Source organism: Photorhabdus heterorhabditis (genome assembly GCF_001280945.1).
Lineage (GTDB): Bacteria > Pseudomonadota > Gammaproteobacteria > Enterobacterales > Enterobacteriaceae > Photorhabdus > Photorhabdus heterorhabditis.
In genome coordinates, this window is record NZ_LJCS01000032.1 from 1 (window position 1) to 25,760 (window position 25,760).

Annotated in this window: 18 protein-coding genes and 1 pseudogene; 14 read left to right on the plus strand and 5 right to left on the minus strand. The window is 42.1% G+C overall.

Going from position 1 to position 25,760, the window contains the following annotated elements; all coding sequences use genetic code 11:
* Positions 1–380: 380 nt before the first annotated feature.
* From dusA to AM629_RS12145, 3 genes are all read left to right on the plus strand, one after another.
* Complete coding sequence (gene dusA, locus AM629_RS12135; protein WP_054479268.1) at positions 381–1,406, plus strand: tRNA dihydrouridine(20/20a) synthase DusA; 1,026 nt, start codon at positions 381–383, stop codon at positions 1,404–1,406.
* 576 nt (positions 1,407–1,982) lie between these two features.
* Entirely contained in the window at positions 1,983–3,038 is a 1,056-nt protein-coding gene (locus AM629_RS12140) for an N-acetyltransferase (protein ID WP_054479345.1), read from the plus strand.
* Positions 3,016–3,393: an ASCH domain-containing protein gene (locus AM629_RS12145; protein WP_054479270.1), complete on the plus strand. Its 378-nt coding sequence runs from the start codon at positions 3,016–3,018 to the stop codon at positions 3,391–3,393. The genes AM629_RS12140 and AM629_RS12145 overlap by 23 nt, the downstream gene beginning before the upstream one ends.
* A 199-nt stretch (positions 3,394–3,592) precedes the next feature.
* Here the strand turns inward: AM629_RS12145 and AM629_RS12150 are convergent, their stop codons facing one another.
* Positions 3,593–4,576: a quinone oxidoreductase gene (locus AM629_RS12150; RefSeq protein ID WP_054479272.1), complete on the minus strand. Its 984-nt coding sequence runs from the start codon at positions 4,574–4,576 to the stop codon at positions 3,593–3,595.
* A gap of 170 nt (positions 4,577–4,746) precedes the next feature.
* Between AM629_RS12150 and dnaB the strand changes: the two genes are divergently transcribed.
* From dnaB to AM629_RS12180, 6 genes and pseudogenes are all read left to right on the plus strand, one after another.
* Positions 4,747–6,156, plus strand: coding sequence for a replicative DNA helicase (gene dnaB / locus AM629_RS12155; protein WP_054479273.1), 1,410 nt, complete (start codon positions 4,747–4,749; stop codon positions 6,154–6,156).
* Positions 6,157–6,194: 38 nt separating this feature from the next.
* Entirely contained in the window at positions 6,195–7,274 is a 1,080-nt protein-coding gene (alr, locus tag AM629_RS12160) for an alanine racemase (protein WP_054479275.1), read from the plus strand.
* Positions 7,275–7,326: 52 nt separating this feature from the next.
* On the plus strand, positions 7,327–8,523 hold the full coding sequence (locus AM629_RS12165) for an amino acid aminotransferase (RefSeq protein WP_054479277.1): 1,197 nt from the start codon (positions 7,327–7,329) through the stop codon (positions 8,521–8,523).
* Positions 8,524–8,772: 249 nt separating this feature from the next.
* A pseudogene (locus AM629_RS12170) lies at positions 8,773–8,976 on the plus strand (colicin E3-like toxin immunity protein).
* A gap of 655 nt (positions 8,977–9,631) precedes the next feature.
* Positions 9,632–10,723 carry a PfkB family carbohydrate kinase gene (locus tag AM629_RS12175; protein WP_054479280.1) on the plus strand — a complete coding sequence of 364 codons (1,092 nt, stop codon included), beginning with the start codon at positions 9,632–9,634 and terminating at the stop codon, positions 10,721–10,723.
* Entirely contained in the window at positions 10,720–11,658 is a 939-nt protein-coding gene (locus AM629_RS12180; RefSeq protein ID WP_054479282.1) for a pseudouridine-5'-phosphate glycosidase, read from the plus strand. The genes AM629_RS12175 and AM629_RS12180 overlap by 4 nt, the downstream gene beginning before the upstream one ends.
* A gap of 48 nt (positions 11,659–11,706) precedes the next feature.
* Here AM629_RS12180 and uvrA read toward each other — a convergent pair whose 3' ends face one another.
* A complete protein-coding gene (gene uvrA, locus AM629_RS12185; protein WP_054479284.1) occupies positions 11,707–14,541 on the minus strand; it encodes an excinuclease ABC subunit UvrA in 2,835 nt (944 codons plus the stop codon).
* A 359-nt stretch (positions 14,542–14,900) separates the two neighbouring features.
* Here uvrA and AM629_RS12190 point away from each other — a divergent pair, with 359 nt between their 5' ends.
* The gene (locus tag AM629_RS12190; protein ID WP_054479287.1) at positions 14,901–15,446 is read left to right on the plus strand and encodes a single-stranded DNA-binding protein; all 546 of its coding nucleotides are present in this window, start codon (positions 14,901–14,903) and stop codon (positions 15,444–15,446) included.
* Positions 15,447–16,061: 615 nt separating this feature from the next.
* On the plus strand, positions 16,062–17,966 hold the full coding sequence (locus AM629_RS12195; RefSeq protein WP_054479289.1) for a reverse transcriptase domain-containing protein: 1,905 nt from the start codon (positions 16,062–16,064) through the stop codon (positions 17,964–17,966).
* Between the two features lie 146 nt (positions 17,967–18,112).
* Here AM629_RS12195 and fghA read toward each other — a convergent pair whose 3' ends face one another.
* The 3 genes from fghA to AM629_RS12215 form a co-directional block, all read right to left on the minus strand.
* Positions 18,113–18,955 carry an S-formylglutathione hydrolase gene (gene fghA / locus AM629_RS12200; protein ID WP_054479291.1) on the minus strand — a complete coding sequence of 281 codons (843 nt, stop codon included), beginning with the start codon at positions 18,953–18,955 and terminating at the stop codon, positions 18,113–18,115.
* 88 nt (positions 18,956–19,043) lie between these two features.
* Entirely contained in the window at positions 19,044–20,153 is a 1,110-nt protein-coding gene (locus AM629_RS12205; protein ID WP_054479292.1) for an S-(hydroxymethyl)glutathione dehydrogenase/class III alcohol dehydrogenase, read from the minus strand.
* 815 nt (positions 20,154–20,968) lie between these two features.
* Positions 20,969–21,301: a hypothetical protein gene (locus tag AM629_RS12215; protein WP_054479294.1), complete on the minus strand. Its 333-nt coding sequence runs from the start codon at positions 21,299–21,301 to the stop codon at positions 20,969–20,971.
* Between the two features lie 659 nt (positions 21,302–21,960).
* Between AM629_RS12215 and AM629_RS22250 the strand changes: the two genes are divergently transcribed.
* From AM629_RS22250 to AM629_RS12225, 3 genes are all read left to right on the plus strand, one after another.
* Entirely contained in the window at positions 21,961–22,116 is a 156-nt protein-coding gene (locus AM629_RS22250; protein ID WP_235525468.1) for a hypothetical protein, read from the plus strand.
* A gap of 308 nt (positions 22,117–22,424) precedes the next feature.
* On the plus strand, positions 22,425–23,771 hold the full coding sequence (locus tag AM629_RS12220; RefSeq protein WP_054479296.1) for an NCS2 family permease: 1,347 nt from the start codon (positions 22,425–22,427) through the stop codon (positions 23,769–23,771).
* A gap of 271 nt (positions 23,772–24,042) precedes the next feature.
* A complete protein-coding gene (locus AM629_RS12225; protein WP_054479297.1) occupies positions 24,043–25,692 on the plus strand; it encodes a Na+/H+ antiporter in 1,650 nt (549 codons plus the stop codon).
* Positions 25,693–25,760: the final 68 nt, after the last annotated feature.

Consider the following 25,760-nt stretch of genomic DNA (forward strand, 5'->3'; position numbering starts at 1 on the left):
TATACCCTATGGATTTCAAGATGCATCGCGGCAGCAAGAGAACGCATCCCCAGGAGCATAGATAACTATGTGACTGGGGTAAGTGAACGCAGCCAACAAAGAAGCAACTTGAAAGATGACGGGTATATAATTAAAATTCCCTAACAATTTTAATAGCCTTATATGATGCTAAACATCTGGAAGGATAGTTTGTTATTTTATTTCACAAAATAGAGATGTGATTCTCCAGATAAATATATTTTCCATCCACTTTAGCCCCAACAGTGCAATGATGCCTGCTAATACTATCGGCATCTATGTTATAGTAGGTGATATTTCCACTATTTCCGCGTCTGGTTCCCTATGATATTTGGGGAGCTGGCAGAGTAAAATTAGTAAAAATGTACGAAAGTAAAGAAATTGAAAAGAACGGAGAAACCAATATTTCCAATAAGTTATGGCAAGGCCGGTTCTCCGTCGCCCCGATGCTGGATTGGACAGATCGTCACTGCCGTTATTTCCATCGTTTGTTGAGTAAACAAACTCTGTTGTATACCGAAATGGTAACAACGGGGGCGATTATTCATGGCAAAGGCAATTATCTGGCATATAGTGAAGAAGAGCATCCGGTGGCATTGCAACTGGGTGGCAGTGATCCGCAGGCATTGGCTCATTGTGCGAAAATTGCTCAGGAGCACGGCTATGATGAAATTAACCTGAATGTGGGTTGTCCTTCTGATCGGGTACAAAATGGTCGCTTTGGTGCTTGCTTGATGGCAGAAGCTAAACGGGTTGCTGATTGTGTCAAGGCAATGCAAGATGTGGTCAGTGTGCCGGTGACTGTTAAAACCCGTATTGGTATTGATGAACAGGACAGCTATGAATTCCTGTGTGATTTTATTGATACCGTTGTGCAGCATAGTGGTTGCAATATATTTACCATTCATGCCCGCAAAGCCTGGCTTTCTGGTCTGAGTCCAAAAGAAAACCGTGAGATTCCACCGCTGGATTATCCGCGAGTTTATCAATTGAAAAAGGATTTTCCTCAATTAACGATTGCTATTAATGGCGGTATTAAATCGCTGGAAGAAGCGAAACAGCATTTGCAACATGTGGATGGTGTTATGGTTGGGCGTGAGGCGTACCAGAATCCGGCTATTTTGGCACAGGTTGATCATGAATTATTTGATGCTGCAATTCCGGTAGTTGATACCGTTGCGGTAGTCAAAGCGCTTTATCCTTATATAGAGCGAGAACTTTCACAAGGGACATATTTAGGTCATATTACTCGCCATATTTTGGGTATTTTTCAGGGGATTCCGGGGGCGCGTCAGTGGCGTCGTCATCTTAGTGAGAATGCCCACAAACCGGGGGCAAATATTTCTGTTGTGGAGCAGGCGTTAGCTATGGTGACTGAGCGGATGTAATATCCGTTCATTTTACCGTTAAGTTACAGTTATATGTGGGACTTAAGTATTAAAATATTGATAGATATCGCATGATTTTTTGCCGTGCTTTAATCTGCTTTTCCGGATTAGCTTCCCATTATCGGGCAAAAACAGATATCCATATATTTTTGTGAAACTGCTCGAATAAATTAATTTTGCCATATTGGAATTTGGAAAACTGTTCCGGGTAATAATATCCCAGTTTACGTGATTCTTGCTGATAGTAAGTACATAGCAACTGGCTTGTTAGGTATTATTCAGCACGAAATGTATTAATATTAGGCATTTCTATTTTTTTGATAATGATATATTATGATTATTAACGGTAGACAAGGACTAAGATACCCAGAAGTTATTGATTGCTTAATGGATACTAAATAAATATCTAATAGTAAGGTAAGTAACTAATGATAGCTTGTAAAGAAGAGACGTTATTCAAGATGAAACTTTTATGTTTGGATAACATTAGAATACAAACATAAGAGCACTGGTGTGGTAAAACCACTAGGCTGTTACACCAGAACGAAAAATTACCCTTTTGGAGGCTAGATGTTTATGGATAGTTTAAGATATGAAAAATTCAGCTATTTCAATCATAATGACATTTTTTTCGACTCATTAAAAGAAAGTTATATTGAATTTCCAGATTGGTTAAATAAGAAAGCTAGAAATAATGAATCAGCTTATGTATTGTATGATACTACTGGTAAAATAGAAGGGTTTCTTTATTTAAAACTTGAGAATAATGTTTCAGATGTTGATCCTCCTTTACCTGGTAATACTCATCTTAAAATAGGTACATTTAAATTTGAATCAAAAGGGACATTGCGTGGACAGCGTTTTATAAAGAAGGTATTCGATACAGCAATAGTGATGGAAGTTGATAATATCTATGTGACTGTTTTTGAAAAACATGATTACCTTATTCGCTTATTTGAAAAATATGGTTTCTATAAGCATGGCGAAAAACGTACAGATAATGGTATAGAGTTTGTATATGTTAGAGACTTAACATTGACAAATGGTGATATTCTTCTTGACTATCCGTTGATAGTTAATAAAGAAAAAAATAAATATTTATTATCAATATATCCAGAATTTCATACACGCCTTTTCCCTGACTCGCGGCTTTTCACTGAGTCACCTGATATTGTTCGGGATGTTTCACATACCAATAGTATTCATAAAATATATATATGTGCAATGAAAGATGTCCTTCATATGAAGAGAGGGGATATCATTGTTATATATAGAACGACTGATAAACAAGGGGCAGCACGATATAGATCTGTGATTAGTTCACTTTGCGTTGTTGAAGAAGTCAGGTGTATTAATGAGTTCTCAACGCTAGGAAGTTATATTGATTATTGTAGTAAATTTAGTGTCTTTAGTGAAAATGAATTAATTGAAAAATATAGAATAAGAAAGTACCCATACATAATAAGATTTACTTATAATATGGCTTTACCCAAAAGGATTATTCGTGATAGACTCATTAACGAAGTCGGTTTAAATAATGGTGATTATTGGGGTGTAATGAAATTAACCAATGATCAATTTAATAAAATTATCAAACTGAGTGAAGTGAATGAAAGTTTTATTATCAATTAAGCCAGAATATGTTGATAGAATACTTGATGGCTCAAAGAAATTTGAATTTAGGAAAGTTGCTTTTAAGAATAATCAAGTTCAATCCGTTGTTATATATGCAACTATGCCGATAGGAATGATTGTCGGTGAGTTTGAAATTAAAGAGATCATTTCTAACTCTCCTTCCGTTGTATGGGAAATGACTCATAAATTTGCAGGTACAACGAAGGATTTTTTTGATAGTTATTTTGAGGGAAGAGAAAAGGCTGTCGCAATTAGTATTGGTAATGTTAAAAAATACGATAAGCCTTTGCCTTTAAATATGCTTGGTCAAGGGGTAACAGCGCCTCAATCTTATCGTTACTTATCTGCATGAGGTACGTCCTACCAATAGGGGTATTGCTCTGTCTATCTCCTATGGATTTCAAGATACATCGCAACGGCAAGGGAGCGAATCCCCGGGAAAATAGATAACTATGTGACCGGGGTGAGTGAGTGCAGCCACAAAAGGCAACTTGAAAGATAACGAGTATATTAGACTTGCTGGCTTAGTTAATAATCCGCTCAACTTACCGTTAAGGGATTAGTAAACTTGACCCTTGTGTTGCTCGACTTTCCAGAATCTGATGTGCCCTTGTTGCTTCACTTAATGGGAACTTCTGATTTTCTGGTACATCGACATTAATTTTGCCGCTAGCAATCAGATCAAATAATTCTTTACTTGCTTCATCCAACTCTTCGCGTGTTGAAATATAGCCAGCGATAGAAGGACGGGTAACAAACAGTGAGCCTTTCTGGTTTAAAATCCCCAAATCAACACCAGTAACTGGCCCGGATGCATTGCCAAAGCTGACCATCAATCCGTGACGTTTCAAGCAATCCAGTGAATCCAGCCAGGTGGATTTACCAACCGAATCATAAACTACACCGACTTTCTCATCATGGGTAATTTCATGAACCCGTTCGACAATATTTTCACGGTTATAGTTAATTACCTGCCATGCTCCGGCATTTTTAGCGAGTTGTGCTTTCTCATCAGAGCCAACTGTCCCAATAAGTTTTGCACCTAAAGTTTTTGCCCATTGGCAAGCAATTAGCCCAACGCCACCCGCAGCGGCATGAAATAAAAAGATTTCTCCTGGCTGAATTTTGTAGGTACGGCGTAGAAGATAATAAACCGTCAGTCCTTTTAAAAAAGAAGCAGCAGCTTGCTCGAAGGAGATAGTATCAGGCAGAACAGTGACTTTATTTTCCGCGACATTATGCACTTCACTGTAAGCACCCAAAGTTGATTGTGCATAAACCACGCGATCACCGACTTTTAGGGTAGTGACCGCAGAACCAACTTTGGTAACGACGCCTGCGGCTTCAGTCCCCAGACCGCTAGGTAATTGTGCTGGTGGATAGAGTCCACTACGAATATAAGTGTCGATGTAGTTGATTCCAATAGCTCTGTTTTCTATTTGTACTTCATTATTAGCAGGATCTACAGGTGTAAATTCACAATATTTCAGGGTTTCAGGGCCACCAGTTGTAGAAAATTCGATATGTCTTGCCATGACTCAACCTCTTAAATGTTGGTGGAACGCTTGTACGTAACAGTTGAACTCATTGTAAACGGGCTTTAGTGTGTCAGAAATAATTACAAACTATATGTAATTACTCAAGGCACTTCATAGCGTATACTCGTGTCCTGTTGCAGATTTATCAGTAGATTATTGCGGGATTCATGGCGGGAAAAAAATCAACTCACAACAAAGCGGTCGAACCTAAAGATCGCCAAATGGAAGGACTGAAGCTTCCGCCACACTCTTTGGAAGCAGAGCAATCCGTGTTAGGCGGTTTAATGTTAGATAACGAGCGCTGGGATAATGTATCCGAACGTGTTACTAGCAATGATTTTTTCAGCCGTCCACACCGGCGCATTTTTTCTGAAATGCAGCGATTGCTGGAGATGGGTAATCCAATCGATCTGATTACGTTATCTGAATCTCTTGAGCAAAGTGGTGATCTAAGTAATGTAGGTGGTTTTGCTTATCTGGCCGAGTTATCAAAAAATACGCCAAGTGCCGCTAACATTAACGCTTATGCAGATATTGTCCGTGAACGTGCTGTTGTCCGCGATATGATCGCCGTTGCGAATGAAATTGCGGATGCCGGTTATGATCCTCAGGGCAGGAGCAGCGAAGAATTATTGGATCTGGCTGAATCACGAGTATTCCAGATCGCAGAAAACCGGGCCAGCAAAGATGAAGGGCCAAAAGGGATAGAGCGTATCCTTGAGGAAACCGTCGAACGAATTGAACAACTCTATCAGCGCCCTCATGATGGCGTAACCGGTGTTTCTACCGGTTATCAGGATCTGGATAAGAAAACCGCGGGGTTACAGAAATCGGATCTGATTATTGTGGCCGCTCGTCCTTCTATGGGTAAAACCACTTTCGCTATGAACCTGTGTGAAAATGCAGCTATGATGCAGGATAAGCCGGTTCTGATTTTCAGCCTTGAGATGCCTGGCAACCAGATCATGATGCGTATGTTGGCATCTCTTTCTCGAGTGGATCAAACTCGTATCCGCACCGGCCAGCTTGATGATGAGGATTGGGCGCGGATCTCCAGTACGATGGGAATACTGCTGGAAAAACGCAATATGTATATTGATGACTCGTCGGGTCTGACGCCTACCGAAGTCCGTTCCCGCGCCCGGCGTGTTTTTCGTGAAAATGGTGGATTGAGTCTCATCATGATCGACTACCTGCAATTGATGCGGGTTCCGTCCTTATCAGATAACCGTACCTTGGAGATTGCAGAGATTTCCCGTTCATTGAAGGCGTTGGCTAAGGAGCTTCAGGTGCCGGTGGTTGCACTTTCTCAGCTCAACCGTAGCCTTGAACAACGTGCGGATAAACGTCCAGTTAACTCCGATTTACGTGAATCCGGTTCTATTGAGCAGGATGCTGATCTGATCATGTTTATCTACCGTGACGAGGTTTACCATGAGAACAGCGACATGAAAGGTGTGGCTGAAATCATTCTTGGTAAGCAGCGTAACGGCCCAATTGGTACAGTTCGCCTGACGTTTAATGGTCAATGGTCGCGGTTTGATAACTATGCCGGACCCAGTTATGACGACGAATAAGTACTCACCACCAAAGAATCAATAAATTAAGGAATAGAATGAAAGCGGCAACCGCAGTTATTGACCGCCGCGCTCTGCGACATAACCTGCAACGGGTAAGGGAGCTTGCCCCTAAAAGTAATCTGATTGCAGTTGTGAAAGCAAACGCTTATGGCCATGGTTTACTAGAAACAGCACATACGCTGGAAGATGCCGATTGTTTCGGTGTAGCGCGAATTGGTGAAGCATTGACGTTGCGTAATGGTGGTGTCGTCAAACCGATTCTATTATTAGAAGGATGTTTTGGTGCGGTTGATCTGCCGGTGTTGGTAGCCAACCAGATTGAGACTGTGGTTCACAGCATTGAACAACTGGAGGCACTGGAACAGGCTGAGTTAACTCATCCGGTAAAAGTGTGGATGAAACTTGACAGTGGAATGCATCGCCTTGGCATACGGCCGGAAGATGCAGAAGATTTCTACGAACGGCTGAGTCGTTGTAAAAATGTGCAGCAACCCGTTAATATTGTTAGCCATTTTGGCAGGGCTGATGAACCAACGGCAGACACAACTTGCCAACAGATAGCCTGTTTTCAAGCTTTCTGTGCTGACAAACCGGGAGAAAAATCTATTGATGCATCGGGAGGTATCCTGTTGTGGCCAGAAGTCCATCAGGATTGGGTGCGTCCTGGGCTGATGATGTATGGTGTATCGCCATTGTCTGATAAAACGGCCACGGATTTTAACCTGATCCCAGCGATGACCTTAAAATCGAGCTTAATTGCTGTTCGTAAGCATAAAGCTGGCGAGTCAGTCGGTTATGGCGGGACTTGGGTTAGTGAACATGATACACGTCTGGGGGTTGTGGCTATCGGTTATGGTGATGGTTATCCGCGTAGTGCTCCTTCAGGGACACCAATATATATTAATGGCCGTGAAGTGCCGATTGCTGGCCGTGTCTCGATGGATATGATCTCTGTTGATTTGGGGCCAGATGCGACAGATAACGTCGGTGATGAAGTGGTCCTCTGGGGAGATGTGTTGCCAGTGGAACGGGTTGCTGAATGCACTGGTATCATTACTTATGAGTTGGTGACCAAACTCACTTCCAGAGTGGTAATGGAGTACCTGGACGAATGATGTTGTAGGTTATATTGTTCTTAAGTAACTCACTAATAAGGAGTAAAGCCTGATGTTCCAGAATGTTGATGCTTATGCCGGTGATCCTATTCTTTCGCTGGCTGAAGAATTTAAAAAAGATCCTCGTGCGGAAAAAATTAATCTGAGCATCGGGCTTTATTACGATGAGCAGGGTGTGACTCCGCAATTGCAGTCGGTAGCTACCGCAGAAGAACAACTTAGAGCGTTATCGCAGACTGCCTCTCTTTATCTGCCGATGGAAGGATTGACATCATATCGTCTTGCGGTTCAGGAACTGTTATTTGGTAAAGATCATCCGGTGTTGAAACAGCAGCAAGTGGCAACCATTCAAACATTAGGCGGTTCTGGCGCCCTTAAAATTGGTGCTGATTTTTTGCGTCGCTACTTCCCTGATTCAGAAGTATGGTGCAGTGATCCAACCTGGGAAAACCATGCTGCTATTTTTGCAGGTGCTGGTATTAAGGTGAATTATTACCCTTATTTTGATACACAGACCAAAGGGGTAAAATTCAGTGAGATGTTGGAAACGTTCGGGAAATTACCAGCAAAAAGCATTATTGTGATGCACCCTTGTTGCCATAATCCAACAGGATCTGACCTGACCTATGATCAGTGGGATCAGGTTGTTCAGATTGTTAAAGAGAGAGAATTACTGCCATTCCTTGATATTGCTTATCAGGGACTTGCTGATGGTATGGAAAAAGATGCTTATGCCATTCGTGCTATGGCGACAGCCGGATTGCCTTGTCTGGTAAGTAATTCTTTTTCGAAGATATTCTCCATGTATGGTGAACGCGTCGGTGGCTTATCTGTCATTTGTGATGGTGAGCAGATTAAAGAGCAAGTATTGGGGCAACTGAAAGCGGGTGTACGTCGTGTCTACTCTAGCCCGCCGAATTTTGGTGCACAGGTTGTCGCTAAGGTGCTGACTGATCCCGCATTGAAAGCGCAGTGGTTGGAAGAAGTTGAGCGTATGCGCTTGCGTATTTTGGAAATGCGCACAGTGCTGGTGGATACCTTGAAAACCACATTACCAGAGAAAAACTTTGAGTATTTTCTAAAACAGCGCGGGATGTTCAGCTATACCGGTTTTAGTCAGAAACAGGCGGATCGTTTGCGCCAAGAGTTTGCTGTTTATCTGGTTGGTAATGGCCGGGTTTGTATGGCGGGTGTTAATCACCGTAATGTTGCACGTATTACTGAAACATTTGCGGCGGTAAATAAGTAATAAATTTTAATGTAAATGAGCTGCTGTTGACGATTGTGAGCGGCAGTTTTGTAAAATAGTAGTATACCCTCTTTAGAAGCGTACCGTGTATGGTGTGCTTAATTTTAACTTCAATCAATTGAATTATAATATTTTTTCTCTGTGTTTTTTCACCCTGCAATTATTAATTAAACTATTAACTAGTATCACTAATCTTAAATAAAGTGGAGGGAGAAAGCGTAACATTAAAAAATTTTTATGAGGTGAGTTATGGGGTTAAAGTTAAACATTGTGTGGTTTGACAGAAAATCGGAAGAGTTTATTGGTGAAGAGTATTCTGGAGATCTGGGAGATGATGGTTCAGTAATAGAGAAATTAGGGCTTCCTATTCAAGATAATATTAATAATGGTGGATTCGATGTAAAAAAATAATGGGTTCCGATACTTTAGTCATATTTTAAAAATAAAATTTAAATAGATAAATATTGGTATCAAATATATTTTGACTACCGAGATTAATGGTAATTATTTATTCTTACTTAAACCTTGCTAACATGAATTGCAGAAAAATTAGGTAGATACTAAGCATTGAGTTCTATATATCATAGAATTCAGTTCTTTTATGTACCACTCTTAATGGTAATGACAATATACTTTCATAGTTATTTTATTGAATTTAATTACCTAGTTAAACGATAATTTTTGATTATTATGGTCATAGGATAACTTTCTTATCTAATAATATACTATTTGATAATGCTCCGACTATCCCTATTTATTGTGAAATAGATCACTTTTTTATGAAATATGTTTCATCCGGTAAAAATACTTATGACTATTTCAAAGCATAGCCAAACACTTGTTAGTATTCGATAAGAATTTTCCTATTCCTTTGTTTTATCAGGTTTATTTTAAACATAAAATACAGATTTATTATCAAAGTGCTGGAATAAATGTTTTCTAGCAGAATTTAACTTGATGGTTATCACATAAAATAGGACTGAAAATTCAGCAAAGCATTCTTACGATCATTCTCTCAACTTCGTTATAAAGTAAAAAATCCTTCTTTACTGTTTTGCGTTTCACGCATAAAACAAACGTATGTTTAGAAACAAACAAGTGCCTAAAAATGACGAACCGGGAAAAGCAAATATTGTATCTTCTGAGACAAGATCCGTTGATCCCACAGCAGGAAATTGCCAATATTTTAGGGATAAGCCGCTCTGGTGTCGCGGGTCACATTATGAATTTAATGAATAAAGGGTATATAAAGGGGAAAGGTTATATTTTATCTGATCACAATTATGTGGTGGCTGTTGGTTCTATTAATATGGATGTCTGTGGTTATGCCTCTTCTAAATTAATTTATGCAGATTCTAACCCAGGAAAAGTAAAGTGTGCACCTGGTGGTGTAGGGAGAAATATTGCCCAAAATATCGCGTTGTTAGGTAAAGAATGTCATCTTATTTCTGTGGTTGGTAATGATTTCTATGGTAGTACTTTATTGGATTTAGCCAAACGTGCAGGTGTCAACATCGATCATTGCTATAAGCTTCATGGTGAGAATACCTCAACTTATATCTCTTTATTAGATGACAATGGCGAGATGTTAGTTGCCATTAACGACATGCATATTCTGGAAAAACTGACGCCATCGTTGTTGGTGGATAATTGTGATCTTATCCAGCATGCGGGTGTACTGGCTATTGATTGCAATTTATCCGAAGAAGCCTTGACCTGGCTGTTTACCAATGCCGGAACAGTCCCTGTATTTGTCGATCCGGTATCTGCATTTAAAGCACCTAAAATTAAAAATTGGCTTTCCTATATTCATACTTTAAAGCCTAATCGCCTAGAGGCAGAGGCGCTTAGTGGCATGAAAATAACCCATCTTTCTGATGTTCTTGGTGTAGCACAGTGGTTTCATGATCAGGGCGTGCAGCGATTAGTGCTCAGCATGGGTATGGACGGTGCCTATTTCAGCGAAAATAATGGTGTGGCCGGCTGGTCACGTCCCATCAGTATCAAGATTGTCAATGTAACAGGTGCCGGCGACGCTATGATGGCCGGGTTGGTAAGCTGTTGGCTGGAGGATATGACGCTGGCCGAAAGTGTTCGCTTTGCTCAAGGATGTTCTGCGTTAACGCTATCTTGTGAATTTACCAATAATCCAAATCTGTCGAATGGCAGTGTTCAAAAACTTTTGGAATTACAATCATGAAAAATCACGCTATTGGAAATGAGTATCTGGATATTTCTCCAGAAGTTACAGAGGCTTTAGCAAATAATCAACCGGTCGTAGCGTTTGAATCCACGATTATTGCTCAAGGGATGCCCTATCCGCAGAATGTGGAGGTTGCCTTACAGGTTGAACAGAAAGTCAGAGAAAATGGAGCTGTTCCCGCAACGATAGCTGTCATCAATGGGCGGATGACAGCAGGATTGTCGTATGAGGAAATAGAACTTTTAGGTAGAGAAGGTTATAAGGTGACGAAAGTCAGTCGCCGTGATTTACCCTTTGTTATCGCTGCTGGAAAAAACGGTGCGACTACGGTTGCTTCTACCATGATTATCGCTGAAATGGCGGGCATTAAAATTTTTGCTACTGGCGGCATTGGTGGTGTGCACCGTGGAGCGGAACATACTTTTGATATTTCCGCCGACTTGCAGGAATTGGCTAAAACCCGTGTTGCGGTAGTTTGTGCCGGGGCTAAATCCATTTTGGATCTTGGTTTGACAACAGAATATCTTGAGACTCATGGTGTGCCACTCATTGGTTATCAGACTCACTCTTTGCCGGCGTTTTTCTGTCGTACCAGTCCATTTTCGGTTAGTGCTCGCTTAGATTCCCCAGAACAGATAGCCCAAGTCATGGCGATAAAATGGCGTACTGGATTGCAGGGGGGATTAGTGATAGCTAATCCGATCCCTGAGCAGTACGCCATGCCAGAAGAGGAAATTAATGCTGCTATTGAGCAGGCGGTGCGTGAGTCCATTGAGCAGGAAGTTAGTGGAAAAGAGTGTACACCGTTTTTGTTAGCCAGAGTGGCTGAGTTGACTGGCGGCAATAGCCGGTCTTCTAATATTCAATTAGTGCTCAATAACGCTGAATTAGCGGCGAAAATTGCTTGTCATTATTGGGAAAACTATATGTGAAGTTGCTGTCAGGAAATAGAGGGGCCTCACTAAGCCCCTACCTGCGCGTTATACTTTTTTCTGCAATATAGGTTTCAGGAAACGGGCGGTATGTGATTTTTCACATTCGGCTACCTCTTCTGGGGTGCCAGAAACCAGAATTTCGCCGCCGCCGCTACCTCCTTCAGGACCAAGATCAATGATCCAGTCAGCGGTTTTAATAACATCAAGGTTGTGCTCAATAACCACAATAGTATTTCCTTGAGCGCGTAACTGATGCAAAACCGCCAGCAATTGCTGGATATCAGCAAAATGCAAACCTGTTGTTGGTTCATCAAGAATATATAATGTCTGTCCAGTTCCGCGTTTGGATAACTCGCGTGCTAGTTTTACTCGCTGAGCTTCACCACCTGATAACGTTGTTGCTGATTGCCCCAGACGAATGTAGGAAAGACCAACATCCATTAATGTTTGCAGTTTACGAGCCAAAGCCGGAACAGCATCAAAGAATTCACGAGCTTCTTCGATAGTCATATTCAGCACTTCATTGATATTCTTGCCTTTATATTTTATTTCCAATGTTTCACGGTTATAACGCTTACCTTTACATTGATCGCAAGGTACATAAATATCAGGTAGGAAGTGCATTTCTACTTTAATCACGCCATCACCCTGACAAGCTTCACAGCGTCCACCTTTAACGTTAAAACTGAATCGTCCAAGTGTATAACCACGGGTACGGGATTCCGGTACGCCAGAAAATAATTCACGGACTGGCGTGAATACGCCGGTGTAAGTTGCTGGGTTAGAACGGGGAGTTCGGCCTATCGGACTCTGGTCAATATCAATCACTTTATCGAAATGTTCCAGCCCCTGAATATCAACATAAGGAGCGGGGTTGATATTGGTCGCACCATTTAACTGACGTTGTGCAATGGGGAATAGCGTATCATTTATTAGCGTCGATTTACCGGAGCCAGAAACCCCGGTAATACAAGTGAATAACCCGACTGGCAGATTGAACATCACATTTTTCAGGTTATTACCTTTGGCACCAATCAGTTTCAGTATCTTTTCCGGATCTGCCGGAATACGCTTTTCTGGAATCGCAATTTCTCGTTCACCACTCAGGAACTTACCTGTCAGTGAATCTTTACTCACCATGATATCTTTAACTGTGCCTTCTGCGACGATTTCGCCACCATGCACACCGGCACCGGGGCCGATATCAATGATATGGTCGGCAGCGCGGATTGCATCTTCATCATGTTCAACCACAATCACGGTATTTCCCAAGTTGCGCAAGTGGATCAGTGTCTCCAGCAAGCGTTCATTATCCCGCTGATGCAATCCGATAGAAGGTTCATCAAGTACATACATCACTCCCACCAGACCGGCACCAATTTGGCTGGCAAGGCGGATACGTTGAGCTTCACCACCGGACAGCGTTTCGGCAGAACGGGAAAGTGTCAGATAATTCAGACCAACATTAACCAGAAATTTCAGACGGTCGCGGATCTCTTTCAGTACTTTCTCAGCGATTTGTGCACGTTGACCGCTGAGTTTGAGATTTTGGAAGAAGTTCATCGCATGGCCGATACTGAAATCTGAAATCTCCGGCAGGGTTGTATTCTCGATAAATACGTAACGTGCTTCTTTGCGCAAGCGGGTTCCGTGGCAGGAGATACATGAGCGATTACTAATATATTTTGCCAGTTCTTCACGAACAGCAATGGATTCCGTTTCTTTATAGCGGCGTTCCATATTATGCAGTACACCCTCGAACGGATGGTTGCGTACTGTGGTATCGCCACGGTCATTGATGTATTTAAATTCGATAGATTGTTTACCAGAACCGTACAACACCACTTTCTGAATACTGCTGCTCAGGGAGTTGAAAGATGCTTCAATATCGAATTTATAATGTTCTGCCAGTGAACATAGCATCTGGAAATAGTAGAAATTACGGCGATCCCAGCCACGAATCGCACCACCGGCGAGAGAGATATCACCATTCTGAATCACTCTGTCAGGATCGAAAAATTGCTGAATGCCTAAACCATCACAAGTTGGGCAAGCACCGGCTGGGTTGTTAAAAGAGAACAAGCGAGGTTCCAGTTCACTCATACTGTAGCCACATGTTGGACACGCAAAGTTGGCGGAGAAAATCAGTTCCTCAGCCTGAGCGTCATCCATATCGGCGACAATGGCTGTACCGCCTGAAAGCTCCAGAGCGGTTTCAAAAGATTCCGCCAGACGTTGCGCCAGATCGGCGCGAACTTTAAAACGATCAATGACCACTTCAATGGTGTGTTTCTTCTGTAATTCCAGTTTTGGTGGATCGGATAAATCACAGACCTCGCCATCAATGCGCGCGCGGATGTAACCTTGTGCTGCCAGATTATCCAGTAATTTAGTGTGTTCGCCTTTGCGCTCTTTTACAATCGGTGCCAGCAGCATCAAGCGATTACCTTCTGGCAGTGCTAATACATTATCTACCATTTGGCTAACAGTCTGAGCTGTCAATGGAATATCGTGATCAGGGCAGCGAGGTTCACCTACTCGGGCAAACAGCAAACGTAGATAATCATGGATTTCGGTAATTGTCCCCACGGTTGAACGTGGGTTGTGGGAAGTGGATTTTTGCTCAATGGAAATGGCCGGGGATAATCCTTCAATATGATCAACATCGGGTTTCTCCATCAGTGACAGAAACTGGCGCGCATAAGCTGAAAGCGATTCAACATAACGGCGCTGCCCTTCTGCATAAAGGGTGTCAAATGCTAGAGAAGACTTACCTGAGCCGGACAAACCCGTGATAACGATCAGCTTGTCTCGGGGAATTATCAGATTGATATTTTTGAGATTATGGGTGCGTGCGCCCCGAACTTCGATGTTATCCATGAACTATTTCCCGGATGATTCATACGTGCATATACCCGTCATCTTTCAAGTTGCCTCTTTGTTGGCTGCACTCGCTCACCCTGGTCACAGAGTTTGCTATGCTCCCGGGGATTCACTCCCTTGCCGCCGCGATGCATCTTGAAATCCATAGGGTATATAATAATAAGTGAGTTATTATTACACAGAGTTGACTGATTAGATATACAGTATTTAAGTGAAATAATGTAATAAGTACAGTATGAAAGTACGGTAAGCTTCGCAAAGTCCACTTTAAAGTGGTCACGTTTCATTTTTAGCGTCGCATGTTAAACTGCGTTGCTTAATAATTGTAGAAATTCATTTCATCAGGAGTATTCCCAATGGCCAGCAGAGGCATAAACAAAGTTATTCTAATTGGTAATCTGGGGCAGGACCCTGAAGTCCGCTACATGCCAAACGGCGGCGCAGTTACCAACATTACTCTGGCGACTTCTGAAAGCTGGCGCGATAAACAAACCGGCGAGATGAAAGAGAAGACTGAATGGCACCGGGTGGTTTTATTCGGCAAACTGGCAGAAGTTGCGGGTGAATACCTGCGTAAAGGCTCGCAGGTTTATATTGAAGGTTCCCTGCAAACTCGCAAATGGCAGGATCAGAACGGCCAGGATCGTTACACCACTGAAGTTGTGGTAAACATGGGTGGTACCATGCAAATGTTGGGTGGCCGCGCTGGTGGTAATTTCCAGGAGGGGCAACCACAAGGGGGAAGTTGGGGACAGCCACAGCAACCACAATCACAGCAGCCACAATCACAACCACAACAGGCTCAGCAGTTCAGCGGCGGCGCTACTTCTCGTCCAGCTCAATCCTTTGCTCCACAGAGCAATGAGCCGCCAATGGATTTTGATGATGATATTCCTTTTTAGGTGCGCCGTTTTTGCTTTGTAAATCAAGTGGTTAATTTAATTTATTGAGTTAATCATAGGCTGTTGGAGTGCCTATTGCAAGCCTGACTTATCCTTATCCAGTAATGGGTTTGAACCTTGAAAGAGGAAGGGGAGTGCAGCATGTCAGGAAAAGGCTGGTTGCGGGGAAATAACCTACTTTGCGCCAGCCATTGCAAGTCCCATATGGTTAAGCCTGATTGGTTGAATCATAGTTCATAGTGGGTTTCGGGATGCCTTTGACTCACGGTTATTCAGGAGTCATACCAATATTTATAGTGGTTATCATTAGAAGGCCACTATATCCAACAATACTGGCACCTGCTCGGTGAGAGTGGTAATTGAACGTAAGTGGAACCTAAGTGGGACGTACCTTGACTACAAAGAAATACGGGATTATCTAAGTTGGTTAAGTAATTAACCAATAAGGTAACGGAGACTCCATAGTACCCAACGTAACTCTGTAATGGAGTGGCAATTGGCTGGCCAATCTGAAAAATATATATAAATCGATAAGTAATTATCGGTGAAATTATATTCGTAAGGGGGAAGGGAGTCAGTTGGAACTATACTAAAAGAAGCGAGGTTCGATAGTCAGTGCTATCACAGAGAACACTCAATGCTTTAAGTGGTATAAACAAAGCCAGCATACAAGGTTATAAGATCAGGAAACTGCATAAAATTATGTGCAGCAATAAAGATCTTTGGGCGCAGGCTTATGCCAATATTTATTCCAATCGGGGAGCTATGACGAGAGGAGTAAATAATAATACGATGGATGAAATGAGCGTCAATAGGATCGTAAGTCTTATTGAAACTATTAACTCAAACACGTATAAACCCGAACCTTGTAGGCGCATATACATACCTACAGATGCCCGAAAACCAAATGGGAAGAAACGCCCATTAGGTATTCCTACTGGAGATGATAAATTAATACAGGAAGTAATGAGAATGTTATTGGAAGAAATCTATGAACCGGTCTTTAGTGACTGGAGTTATGGATTCAGGCCAAAACGTTCCTGTCATTCTGCATTAAAAGAAATCAGAAACAGTTGGAAAGGAACAAAATGGGTATGTGATGTTGATATCAAAGGTTACTTCGACAATATTGACCACGATTTATTGCTGAAATTTTTGAGCAAGCGGATCGCTGATAACAAATTTCTGGCGCTTCTCAAGAAGTTCCTGAAAGCTGGCTATCTGGACAATTGGCATTACTTTGGCACCCATAGCGGGACACCACAAGGTGGGATTATTTCCCCTATCCTTGCCAATGTATTCCTCCATGAACTTGATGATTTTATGAGTAATAAAATCAAAGAGTTTGGCAAAGGAGAACGAAGGAAACCCAATCCCATATACAAAAGAGCACTACAGAATCGGGCAAATCGTATTAAATGGATCAGGCAAGGATTCGGAGCTTCTGGAATGCCTGCTGATGAGCAGAAAATCCAAAAATGGAAACATGAAGCGGATGAACTGGAGGAAAAACTGCGCACACTACCCAGTGTTATTATGGATGATGCTGAATTCAAAAGAATGCGGTATGTTCGATATGCTGATGATTTTCTAATTGGTGTGACAGGAAGTAAAAGTGAGGCGAAAAAGATAATGAAAGAGGTTGTCGATTTTGTTGAAACTGAACTTCATCTGGAAATATCAAAAGAAAAATCCGGCATTATTGACCCAAAGAAAGGATTTAAGTTTCTCGGTTATGAAATTAAAACACGCCGTGAAAGCAAACAGGTCAAATGTGTTGTAGGGCTTAATGCAGATGGAAGTAAAACTCATGCGGTAAAACGTACGATAACGGAACATATTCATCTGGGCGTACCGAGGGATAGAATCCAGAAATTCTGCTCTCTACGCGGTTATGGGAATTACGACGGCGGATATGGTAACAGCGTTAGTCGGCCAGCAATGATGCACATGTCTGACTATGAAATTATTAGTCAGTATAATGCTGAAATGCGAGGCTATGCGAATTACTACAATCTTGCACCAGTTCTCTATCTCAATAAGTTGCACTGGATATGGGAAAATAGTCTTTATAAGACGCTGGCAGGTAAACATCGGACATCACGCACTAAAATTGCACGGCGATTAAGGCAAGCGGATGGCAGGTATGTTTATCAGGAAAATCGTAATGGAAAGATATATGAGTTGGAAGTATTCAGACTCAAGAACAGAAGTGCGCCCAAATACAGCTCACCGGATATATTGCCAAACACGCATAAATACTCTGGCAGAACTGAATTGCTGGACAGGATGGCAGCGTCCCAATGTGAATATTGCGGTATCAGAACTGGTCCTTTTGAAGTCCACCATGTGAGGAAGCTCAAGGATATCAAAGCGGGTACAGAAAACTGGAAGAAGCTGATGATTGCCCGTAACAGGAAAACGTTAGTGCTCTGCCAGACATGTCACGTCGATCTTCACAGAGGAACACTGCCAGATCGAAGAACCTTTGTTTGTTCCAATGGAGAGCCGTATGCATAGAAATATGCACGTACGGTTCGGTGGGAGGGCAACGGCTAACCCGTACTGGGCGCACGTGCCCTACCCAACGATTTACCTAAGAGTAAAAGTGTAAATTTACGAGAATAAGCCTCTGTTTTTGCAGAGGCTTTTTATCTGAACTCGTATTAAATTGACTGGATAGCCACTAGGGTATTGGCATGATACGCGATATGTTCGCCGATAAAACTGGCGACGAAATAGTAGCTATGGTCATAGCCGGTGCGTAGGTTTAGTGTGTAGGGATGTCCTGTCCTTTCGCATATATCTTTTAGTCGTTCAGGGCGCAACTGTTCTTCAATAAACGGGTCATCGGTACCGATATCAATTAACACATGCAATGGTTCAGTGCTATTGGCTAGCAGCTCGACTGTATCATAGGCTTTCCATGTGTCACGATCTTCGCCCAAGTAAGCGCGAAAAGCTTTTTCTCCCCAAGGAACCTGAGAGGGCGCAACGATCGGTGAAAAGGCCGATGCACTGCGGTAACGATCTGGATTACGTAGAGCTATCATCAGTGCTCCGTGGCCGCCCATAGAATGACCACTGATGGCCCTAGCGGTTGTTGCCGGAAAATGTGCTTCGATCAGGGCCGGTAGCTCTGACACCACATAATCGTACATGCGGTAGTGCGTCGCCCAAGGTTGCTGTGTCGCGTTGAGGTAAAAACCGGCTCCCTGACCCAAATCATAAGCGTTATCATCCGCAATTTTTTCACCGCGCGGGCTGGTATCCGGGGCGACAAGGATAATACTCTGTTCGGCAGCGTAACGTTGAGCACCGGCTTTAGTGATGAAATTCTGCTCATTGCATGTTAAGCCTGAGAGCCAGTACAGCACCGGTAATTTCTGATGTTCAGCTTGAGGAGGAAGGTAGACAGCAAAATTCATGGTACAGCCAAGTACAGCCGATTCGTGCTGATAAACATCCTGCCATCCTCCAAAACAAGCGTGGTGTTCAATTCTCTCCATTCTTTTTCCTCTGTAAAACTTACCGGTTCACTCATTTCACGTTAAAAACCGTCTGCTACAGCACGGTTTTTAACTCCTGTAAAACAGCTTAGTAATGGATGACTGTGCGAATGGATTTTCCCTCATGCATCAAATCGAATGCTTCATTGATGCGTTCGAGCGGCAAGGTGTGAGTAACAAAGGGTTTTAATTCAATTTCACCTTTCATTGCTTCTTCCACCATTTTAGGCAACTGACTGCGGCCTTTAACACCGCCAAAGGCGGTGCCTCGCCATGAACGGCCCGTGACTAGTTGAAATGGTCGGGTTGAGATTTCTTGCCCTGCACCGGCCACACCAATAATTACTGATTGCCCCCAGCCACGGTGTGCACTTTCGAGCGCGGCACGCATGACATTGACATTACCAATACACTCAAAGGTGTGATCCACACCCCATTCCGTCATTTCGATAATAACCTGCTGAATAGGTTTGTCGTAATCATTCGGGTTCAGGCAGTCGGTTGCACCGAACTGTGTTGCCAGCTCAAATTTTGCTGGATTTGTATCAATGGCAATGATTCTGCCCGCTTTTGCCTGACGAGCGCCTTGGATCACGGCAAGGCCAATGCCGCCGAGTCCAAAGACGGCGACAGAGTCACTAGGTTGCACTTTAGCTGTATTGTGCACGGCACCAATGCCGGTAGTGACACCGCAGCCCAGTAGGCACACTTCTTCATGGTTTGCTTCTGGGTTGATTTTTGCCAGTGATACTTCGGCTACGACTGTATATTCGCTGAATGTGGAGCATCCCATATAATGATAAATAGGCTGCCCTTTGTAGGAAAAACGGGTTGTGCCATCTGGCATGACTCCTTTCCCTTGAGTTGCCCGTACGGACACACACAGGTTGGTTTTTCCTGATTTACAGAACAGGCATTCTCCGCATTCCGCGGTATAAAGAGGGATAACGTGATCTCCGGGTTTAACGCTGGTGACGCCTTCGCCAACCTCAACGACTACGCCTGCACCTTCATGCCCGAGTACGGTAGGAAAAACGCCTTCCGGATCATCCCCTGACAGGGTGAAGGCATCCGTGTGGCACACACCGGTATGACTGATTTTGACCAGTACTTCACCGGCTTGGGGTGGGGCAACATCGATTTCAACGATTTCAAGGGGTTGACTTGGTCCAAATGCAACAGCGGCTCGTGATTTCATAATCTTTCCTTTTGAATAAACAATGTCATGTGTTCGCGAATACAGATTAATAAAGTCAGTCGGTTTGTCAGCGAAGGTATGTTCGGTGCGGATAAACTGCATCTTCGATCGAGGCTTTTTGTGCGTCAATCTGGCCTTTTATCCTCCTGATCTGAGTGAGAACACGTTTTTTCTCTTTCTGGCGAATGGGTATAAAACAAGTATCTCCTGAATAGTCGGGGATGTATATATACTCGTTATCTTTCAAGTTGCCTCTTTGTTGGCTGCACTCACTCACCCCGGTCACAGAGTTATCTATGTTCCCGGGGATTCGCTCCTTTGCCGTCGCGATCCATCTTGAAATCTATTGGGTCTAGCGTGTGGTGAAATATGGATTTAGATCGCACTATTGAGTCTATTTGTTTTTTAATTCTGTATCCTGTTCTGATAAATATTTACCTATTTTTTCAGTGAACCTTAGTTTAAATTAATAGGAATAAACGAGATGAGTTATTCACATTATATGATTGAGAATTCATTGATCTTATTATTAAGGCAAAATCCTTGATTGATTTTAGTATTAATTTTGGCAGGAATTTAGCTTTGGTTGAAAAATGATGATAAAAATTGGGTGATTATCATGTTTAATTTAGATATTTAAATTAGTAAATTATTTATATAAAAATTGCTATAAATTAAAGGTTTATTTCTTGGGTTTTATAATTAAATTTGTTGAAATGAATTTTTCCACGGATGTCTATGAAATAGATAAGCTTTATTTTAGACAAGGAGAATGGGGGGGTTATAAGGCTCTGCATATGCAGAGCCTATATGTATTACTGCGTAACATCGATCAAACCGAGATCATTATTTAATGTTGTGCCACTAATCATATAGTTGGCAATCGCTTGGCTTCCTTTTTTGTATGAAAAAACTTGATGAGCTTCATTATCACGACCCCATACTACAAATACATGCATATAAACCGTCGCGCCATCAGGAACGCCAAGATCGCCTGGGTCAATGGTTTTTGTTACTCCAAGAGTAATGTCATCACTTTGTTTACTTAAATACTTTTCGCCATCAGAATCAATATAACTAAACAGAATTCTGGCAACAAATCCGCCTGAATTTTTTAGGCTCATTTGTCCAATTTGTTGAAATTCCATCATAATTTCCTCTTAAGAAAAACATTAATAACATTAAGATATTCGATTGCACAAATCGTCCAAGATTTATAAAAAGTAAATAACATCTTAAAACAACTGGGGCAAATAAATATTACGTTTATTTTAGGGGGGATAAAATTATGCTGATAAACATCAAGAATATATGATTTATTTGTTTTTATTTTTGCAGATATTTAATATAGTTCATACTTTTTCTTTGAAATATAATTCAGTGTGATGTTTGTTTTTTATTATATAGTAACGTTTTTATATTATTTTTATAATGCTCTTATATTGTTTTTATTAGCAATAATTTCAATGTATAATATTTTTGTTGAGAGTTTGGAATTAAATTTTTATTTTTGAAGGATTTATCCAAATAGCATTTAATATATAACTCTTTGAGTTAAGTTAATGGGAGTCTATTAGACTTCATTTATTGAGTCAGTATTAGTTGTTTGTCATTCTGGAGTATCAATCTAAAATTTTATTTTATAAAACTATAATATCATTAAATGAATTAAGAAAACGTACAATTTTTTAGGTGTTATATTGGAATATGAATAATTGAATCTTTGTAAGTAATAATATATACCCAATAGATTTCAAGTTGCAGGGCGGCGGCAAGGGTGCGAATCCCCGGGAGCATAGAGTTATCTATGCTCCCGGGGATTGGGAGTTTGTTTGGCCCATTGCTTGCAGGTGTAGCGAGTTCAGTGGTGCCATCAGGTTTACCTATTTTACTTGTCATCATTGCGGCATTATTTCTGGTTTCGACAATGGATCGGTTTAATCCACAGAGTGATAATGGCTGAAGATTGTTACAGCGATAGAAGCTGGTTGTGAGCAGCAGCCAGCCCCGAGTAAATCTTATTTCTTTTCGAAGAGTGAATAAATTGAACTCTAAATAATCTCGTTAGCTATTGATTTCGACACTATGATCACTGGATAATCTTTCGCCTTAAATTCTCTCACTGTTTTCTATTCTAAAAGCCAAACGATTGCTTTTATGATTTATTGAACCGATTGGTGCAATATTCATTAGTTGTTATTCAGTGAGGTAATCGTTTTCGTTTGATTAGGAAGTGGAAGAAGTACCATGAACATAATGCAGGGGAATAATATGTCTGGCACTCTGGCACCAGTTAAATGCAGACTGGATAAGTATTTCAAATTGACTGAACGTGGAACAACGGTACGCCGTGAAATGCTGGCAGGACTTACAACTTTCTTGGCGATGGTTTATTCAGTCATCGTTGTACCGGGGATGTTAGGACAGGCAGGGTTTCCCCATACGGCTGTCTTTATTGCGACTTGTTTGGTTGCCGGTTTTGGTTCTTTGTTAATGGGCCTTTGGGCTAACTTGCCGATGGCAATTGGTTGTGCAATTTCATTGACTGCATTTACCGCTTTTAGTTTGGTTTTAGGACAGCAAATCAGTATTCCGGTTGCACTTGGTGCAGTATTCCTGATGGGGTGCTTGTTTACGGTGATTTCTGTTACTGGTATTCGTTCCTGGATTTTACGCAATATACCTATGGGTATTGCACATGGTGCAGGGATTGGTATTGGACTGTTTTTGTTACTGATTGCGTCAAACGGTGTTGGTCTGGTCATTAAGAACCCGTTGGAAGGTTTGCCTGTTGCTCTGGGGGCGTTCACCTCTTTTCCTGTGGTGATGACTTTGCTTGGGCTGGCTGTTATTTTCGGCTTGGAAAAGTTGAAAGTTCCTGGCGGTGTGCTGTTGGTGATTGTTGTGATTTCTGTTATTGGGTTGATTTTTGATCCAACGGTGAGATATCAAGGGTTCTTTAAAGTACCGAGTCTGGGTGATGATGGATTGTCCCTGATTTTTAGTATGGATATTATGGGGGCTTTACAGCCGATTGTATTACCTAGTGTGTTAGCGTTGGTAATGACCGCCGTATTTGATGCGACCGGTACAATCCGTGCGGTAGCAGGGCAAGGGAATCTGTTGGATAAAGGTGGACAGATTATTAACGGTAGTAAAGCGCTGACTGCCGATTCTGTCAGTAGTATTTTTGCCGGTGCTATCGGTGCTTCTCCGGCTGCGGTATATATTGAATCAGCCGCGGGTACCGCAGCAGGTGGTAAAACAGGTTTAACCGCAACAGTTGTCGGTATCCTGTTCCTGTTGATTTTGTTCTTTTCTCCACTTTCATATCTTGTACCGGCATACGCGACTGCACCGGCGCTGATGTATGTTGGTCTGCTGATGTTGAGTAATATCAGGAAACTGGATTTCAATGATTTTGTTGGGGCAATGTCCGGTATGCTCTGTGCAGTCTTTATTGTTCTGACCTGCAATATTGTTACTGGTATTATGCTGGGCTTCAGCTCTTTGGTTGTTGGTCGTATCTGTTCCGGTGAATGGCGTAAATTGAATATGGGGACAGTGGTGATTACGATCGCTTTGGTAGCATTTTATGCTGGTGATTGGGCTATTTGATTGATTAAAAAGTGCGTAAGGGGCGTCTGTGCCTGCGCACTTTACCATTTCTTGCGATTACTTTTAAATTTTCAATTATTTCACCGCTATTTATCTGATTAGTTTACAATATTCCTGCAATTCTTTTGGATACGGCTCGGCATGTATCCACCTTTTTCGATTGATTCAGTTATTTTAGTATTAAGATTCTATTCTCACTGTTTTTGTTTTGACGGAAAGAAAAAGTCTCAATCTATATACCAATGGTTCTCAGGTAAATTGTAAGGGCAACATGGAAATATTCTTTACTATTTTGATCTTGATTTTGGTGGTTTCAGTCTCTGGCATTCTGACTAAGGTGATTCCGTTCCGCATACCTCTGCCGTTAATACAAATTGCGATGGGGGCATTATTGGCTTGGCCACATTTTGGTTTGCATGTTACCTTCGATCCTGAACTGTTTCTTGTTCTGTTAATCCCTCCTCTGTTATTCGTTGATGGCTGGAAAACGCCAACCAGAGAGTTTTTCCAGCATGGAAGAGAAATTTTCATACTAATGTTGGTACTGGTTCTGGTTACTGTTGTTGGTATTGGTTATCTGATTTACTGGCTGATGCCGGGCATTCCATTAATTGCCGCTTTTGCTCTTGCTGCTGTGCTATCGCCAACAGATGCAGTGGCTTTGTCATCCATTGTTGGAAAAGGGCGTATGCCTAAGCGCATGATGAGTGTGATGGAAGGGGAAGCGTTAATGAACGATGCTTCCGGTCTGGTAGCTTTAAAGTTCGCGGTAGCGATAGCAATGGGAACGATGGTATTTACTGTTACCGGCGTGACTATCGAATTCTTCAAAGTTGCTATTGGTGGTTTGTTATCCGGCATTGCCGTGACTTGGTTATACAGTAAATCTTTGCGTTTGATGAACCGTTGGAGCGGTGGCGATCCCGCAACACAAATTGTTTTTATGTTGCTGTTGCCGTTTGCTTCTTACATGATTGCAGAACATATCGGCGTCTCCGGTATCTTGGCTGCGGTTGCTGCGGGCATGACTATCAGTAAAGCTGGGGTTATTCGTAATGCGCCGTTGGCGATGCGTTTACGTGCTGATAGTGTCTGGTTAATGCTGGAATTTGTGTTTAATGGTCTGGTATTTATTATGTTGGGCCTGCAATTACCGGGGATCTGGGAAACGTCTGTTGTACAGGCAGAACTCGATCCAACAGTTGAAACCTGGATGTTATTTGCTGCCGTTGCAGTGATTTATGGTGCGCTTCTACTATTGCGTTTCTGTTGGTTGTGGCTGATGAAAAATATCAGCAAAACTTTTATGAAAAAAAATCCGCTGCATTTCGCGGCTTATACCACCCGTGAATTGTGGCTGGCATCTTTTGCTGGTGTTCGCGGTGCAATCACACTTGCTGGCGCGCTGTCTGTTCCTCTGTTTCTGGCGGATGGTACGCCATTCCCGGCTCGTTATCAGCTTATCTTTATTGCTGCCGGGGTCATCCTGTTCTCGTTGTTAATTGGGGTTATGTCTTTGCCATTCCTGTTACGGGGAATTCAAACTTCCAATAAAGAGGCAGATATCAGTGAAGTAAGAATGGCGCGGGCAGCCATGGCGGAAGTGGCTATTGTCAGTATGAATAAGATGGAGGAACGTCTTTCTGCCAGTACTGAAGAGCAACTGGATGCTGAAGTTATTACTGAAGTTGCTTCCAGAGTAATTGGCTATTTGCGTCGCCGTACTGTGGGGCAGGATGAGATAGAACATAACCTGCTAGTGGAAGATTTGGAACGTCGTTTTCGTCTGACTGCATTAAGGGCAGAACGCGGCGAGCTGTATCATTTGCGTGCAACCAGAAAAATCAGTAATGAGACACTTCAAGCCTTACTGCATGATTTGGATTTATTGGAAGCTCTATTGGTAGAGAAAGAGCACTGATATCCTGTAATTTATTGGTTGTCACGGCAATATTGTGAACGGCTTTATTCAGTCTGAACGGTGAATAT

Coding starts and splice junctions, on each gene's coding strand:
- dusA (WP_054479268.1), top strand. CDS start 381: ATGTACGAAAGTAAAGAAATTGAAAAGAACGGAGAAACCAATATTTCC.
- AM629_RS12140 (WP_054479345.1), top strand. CDS start 1,983: ATGGATAGTTTAAGATATGAAAAATTCAGCTATTTCAATCATAATGAC.
- AM629_RS12145 (WP_054479270.1), top strand. CDS start 3,016: ATGAAAGTTTTATTATCAATTAAGCCAGAATATGTTGATAGAATACTT.
- AM629_RS12150 (WP_054479272.1), bottom strand. CDS start 4,576: ATGGCAAGACATATCGAATTTTCTACAACTGGTGGCCCTGAAACCCTG.
- dnaB (WP_054479273.1), top strand. CDS start 4,747: ATGGCGGGAAAAAAATCAACTCACAACAAAGCGGTCGAACCTAAAGAT.
- alr (WP_054479275.1), top strand. CDS start 6,195: ATGAAAGCGGCAACCGCAGTTATTGACCGCCGCGCTCTGCGACATAAC.
- AM629_RS12165 (WP_054479277.1), top strand. CDS start 7,327: ATGTTCCAGAATGTTGATGCTTATGCCGGTGATCCTATTCTTTCGCTG.
- AM629_RS12175 (WP_054479280.1), top strand. CDS start 9,632: ATGACGAACCGGGAAAAGCAAATATTGTATCTTCTGAGACAAGATCCG.
- AM629_RS12180 (WP_054479282.1), top strand. CDS start 10,720: ATGAAAAATCACGCTATTGGAAATGAGTATCTGGATATTTCTCCAGAA.
- uvrA (WP_054479284.1), bottom strand. CDS start 14,541: ATGGATAACATCGAAGTTCGGGGCGCACGCACCCATAATCTCAAAAAT.
- AM629_RS12190 (WP_054479287.1), top strand. CDS start 14,901: ATGGCCAGCAGAGGCATAAACAAAGTTATTCTAATTGGTAATCTGGGG.
- fghA (WP_054479291.1), bottom strand. CDS start 18,955: ATGGAGAGAATTGAACACCACGCTTGTTTTGGAGGATGGCAGGATGTT.
- AM629_RS12205 (WP_054479292.1), bottom strand. CDS start 20,153: ATGAAATCACGAGCCGCTGTTGCATTTGGACCAAGTCAACCCCTTGAA.
- AM629_RS12215 (WP_054479294.1), bottom strand. CDS start 21,301: ATGGAATTTCAACAAATTGGACAAATGAGCCTAAAAAATTCAGGCGGA.
- AM629_RS22250 (WP_235525468.1), top strand. CDS start 21,961: ATGCTCCCGGGGATTGGGAGTTTGTTTGGCCCATTGCTTGCAGGTGTA.
- AM629_RS12220 (WP_054479296.1), top strand. CDS start 22,425: ATGTCTGGCACTCTGGCACCAGTTAAATGCAGACTGGATAAGTATTTC.
- AM629_RS12225 (WP_054479297.1), top strand. CDS start 24,043: ATGGAAATATTCTTTACTATTTTGATCTTGATTTTGGTGGTTTCAGTC.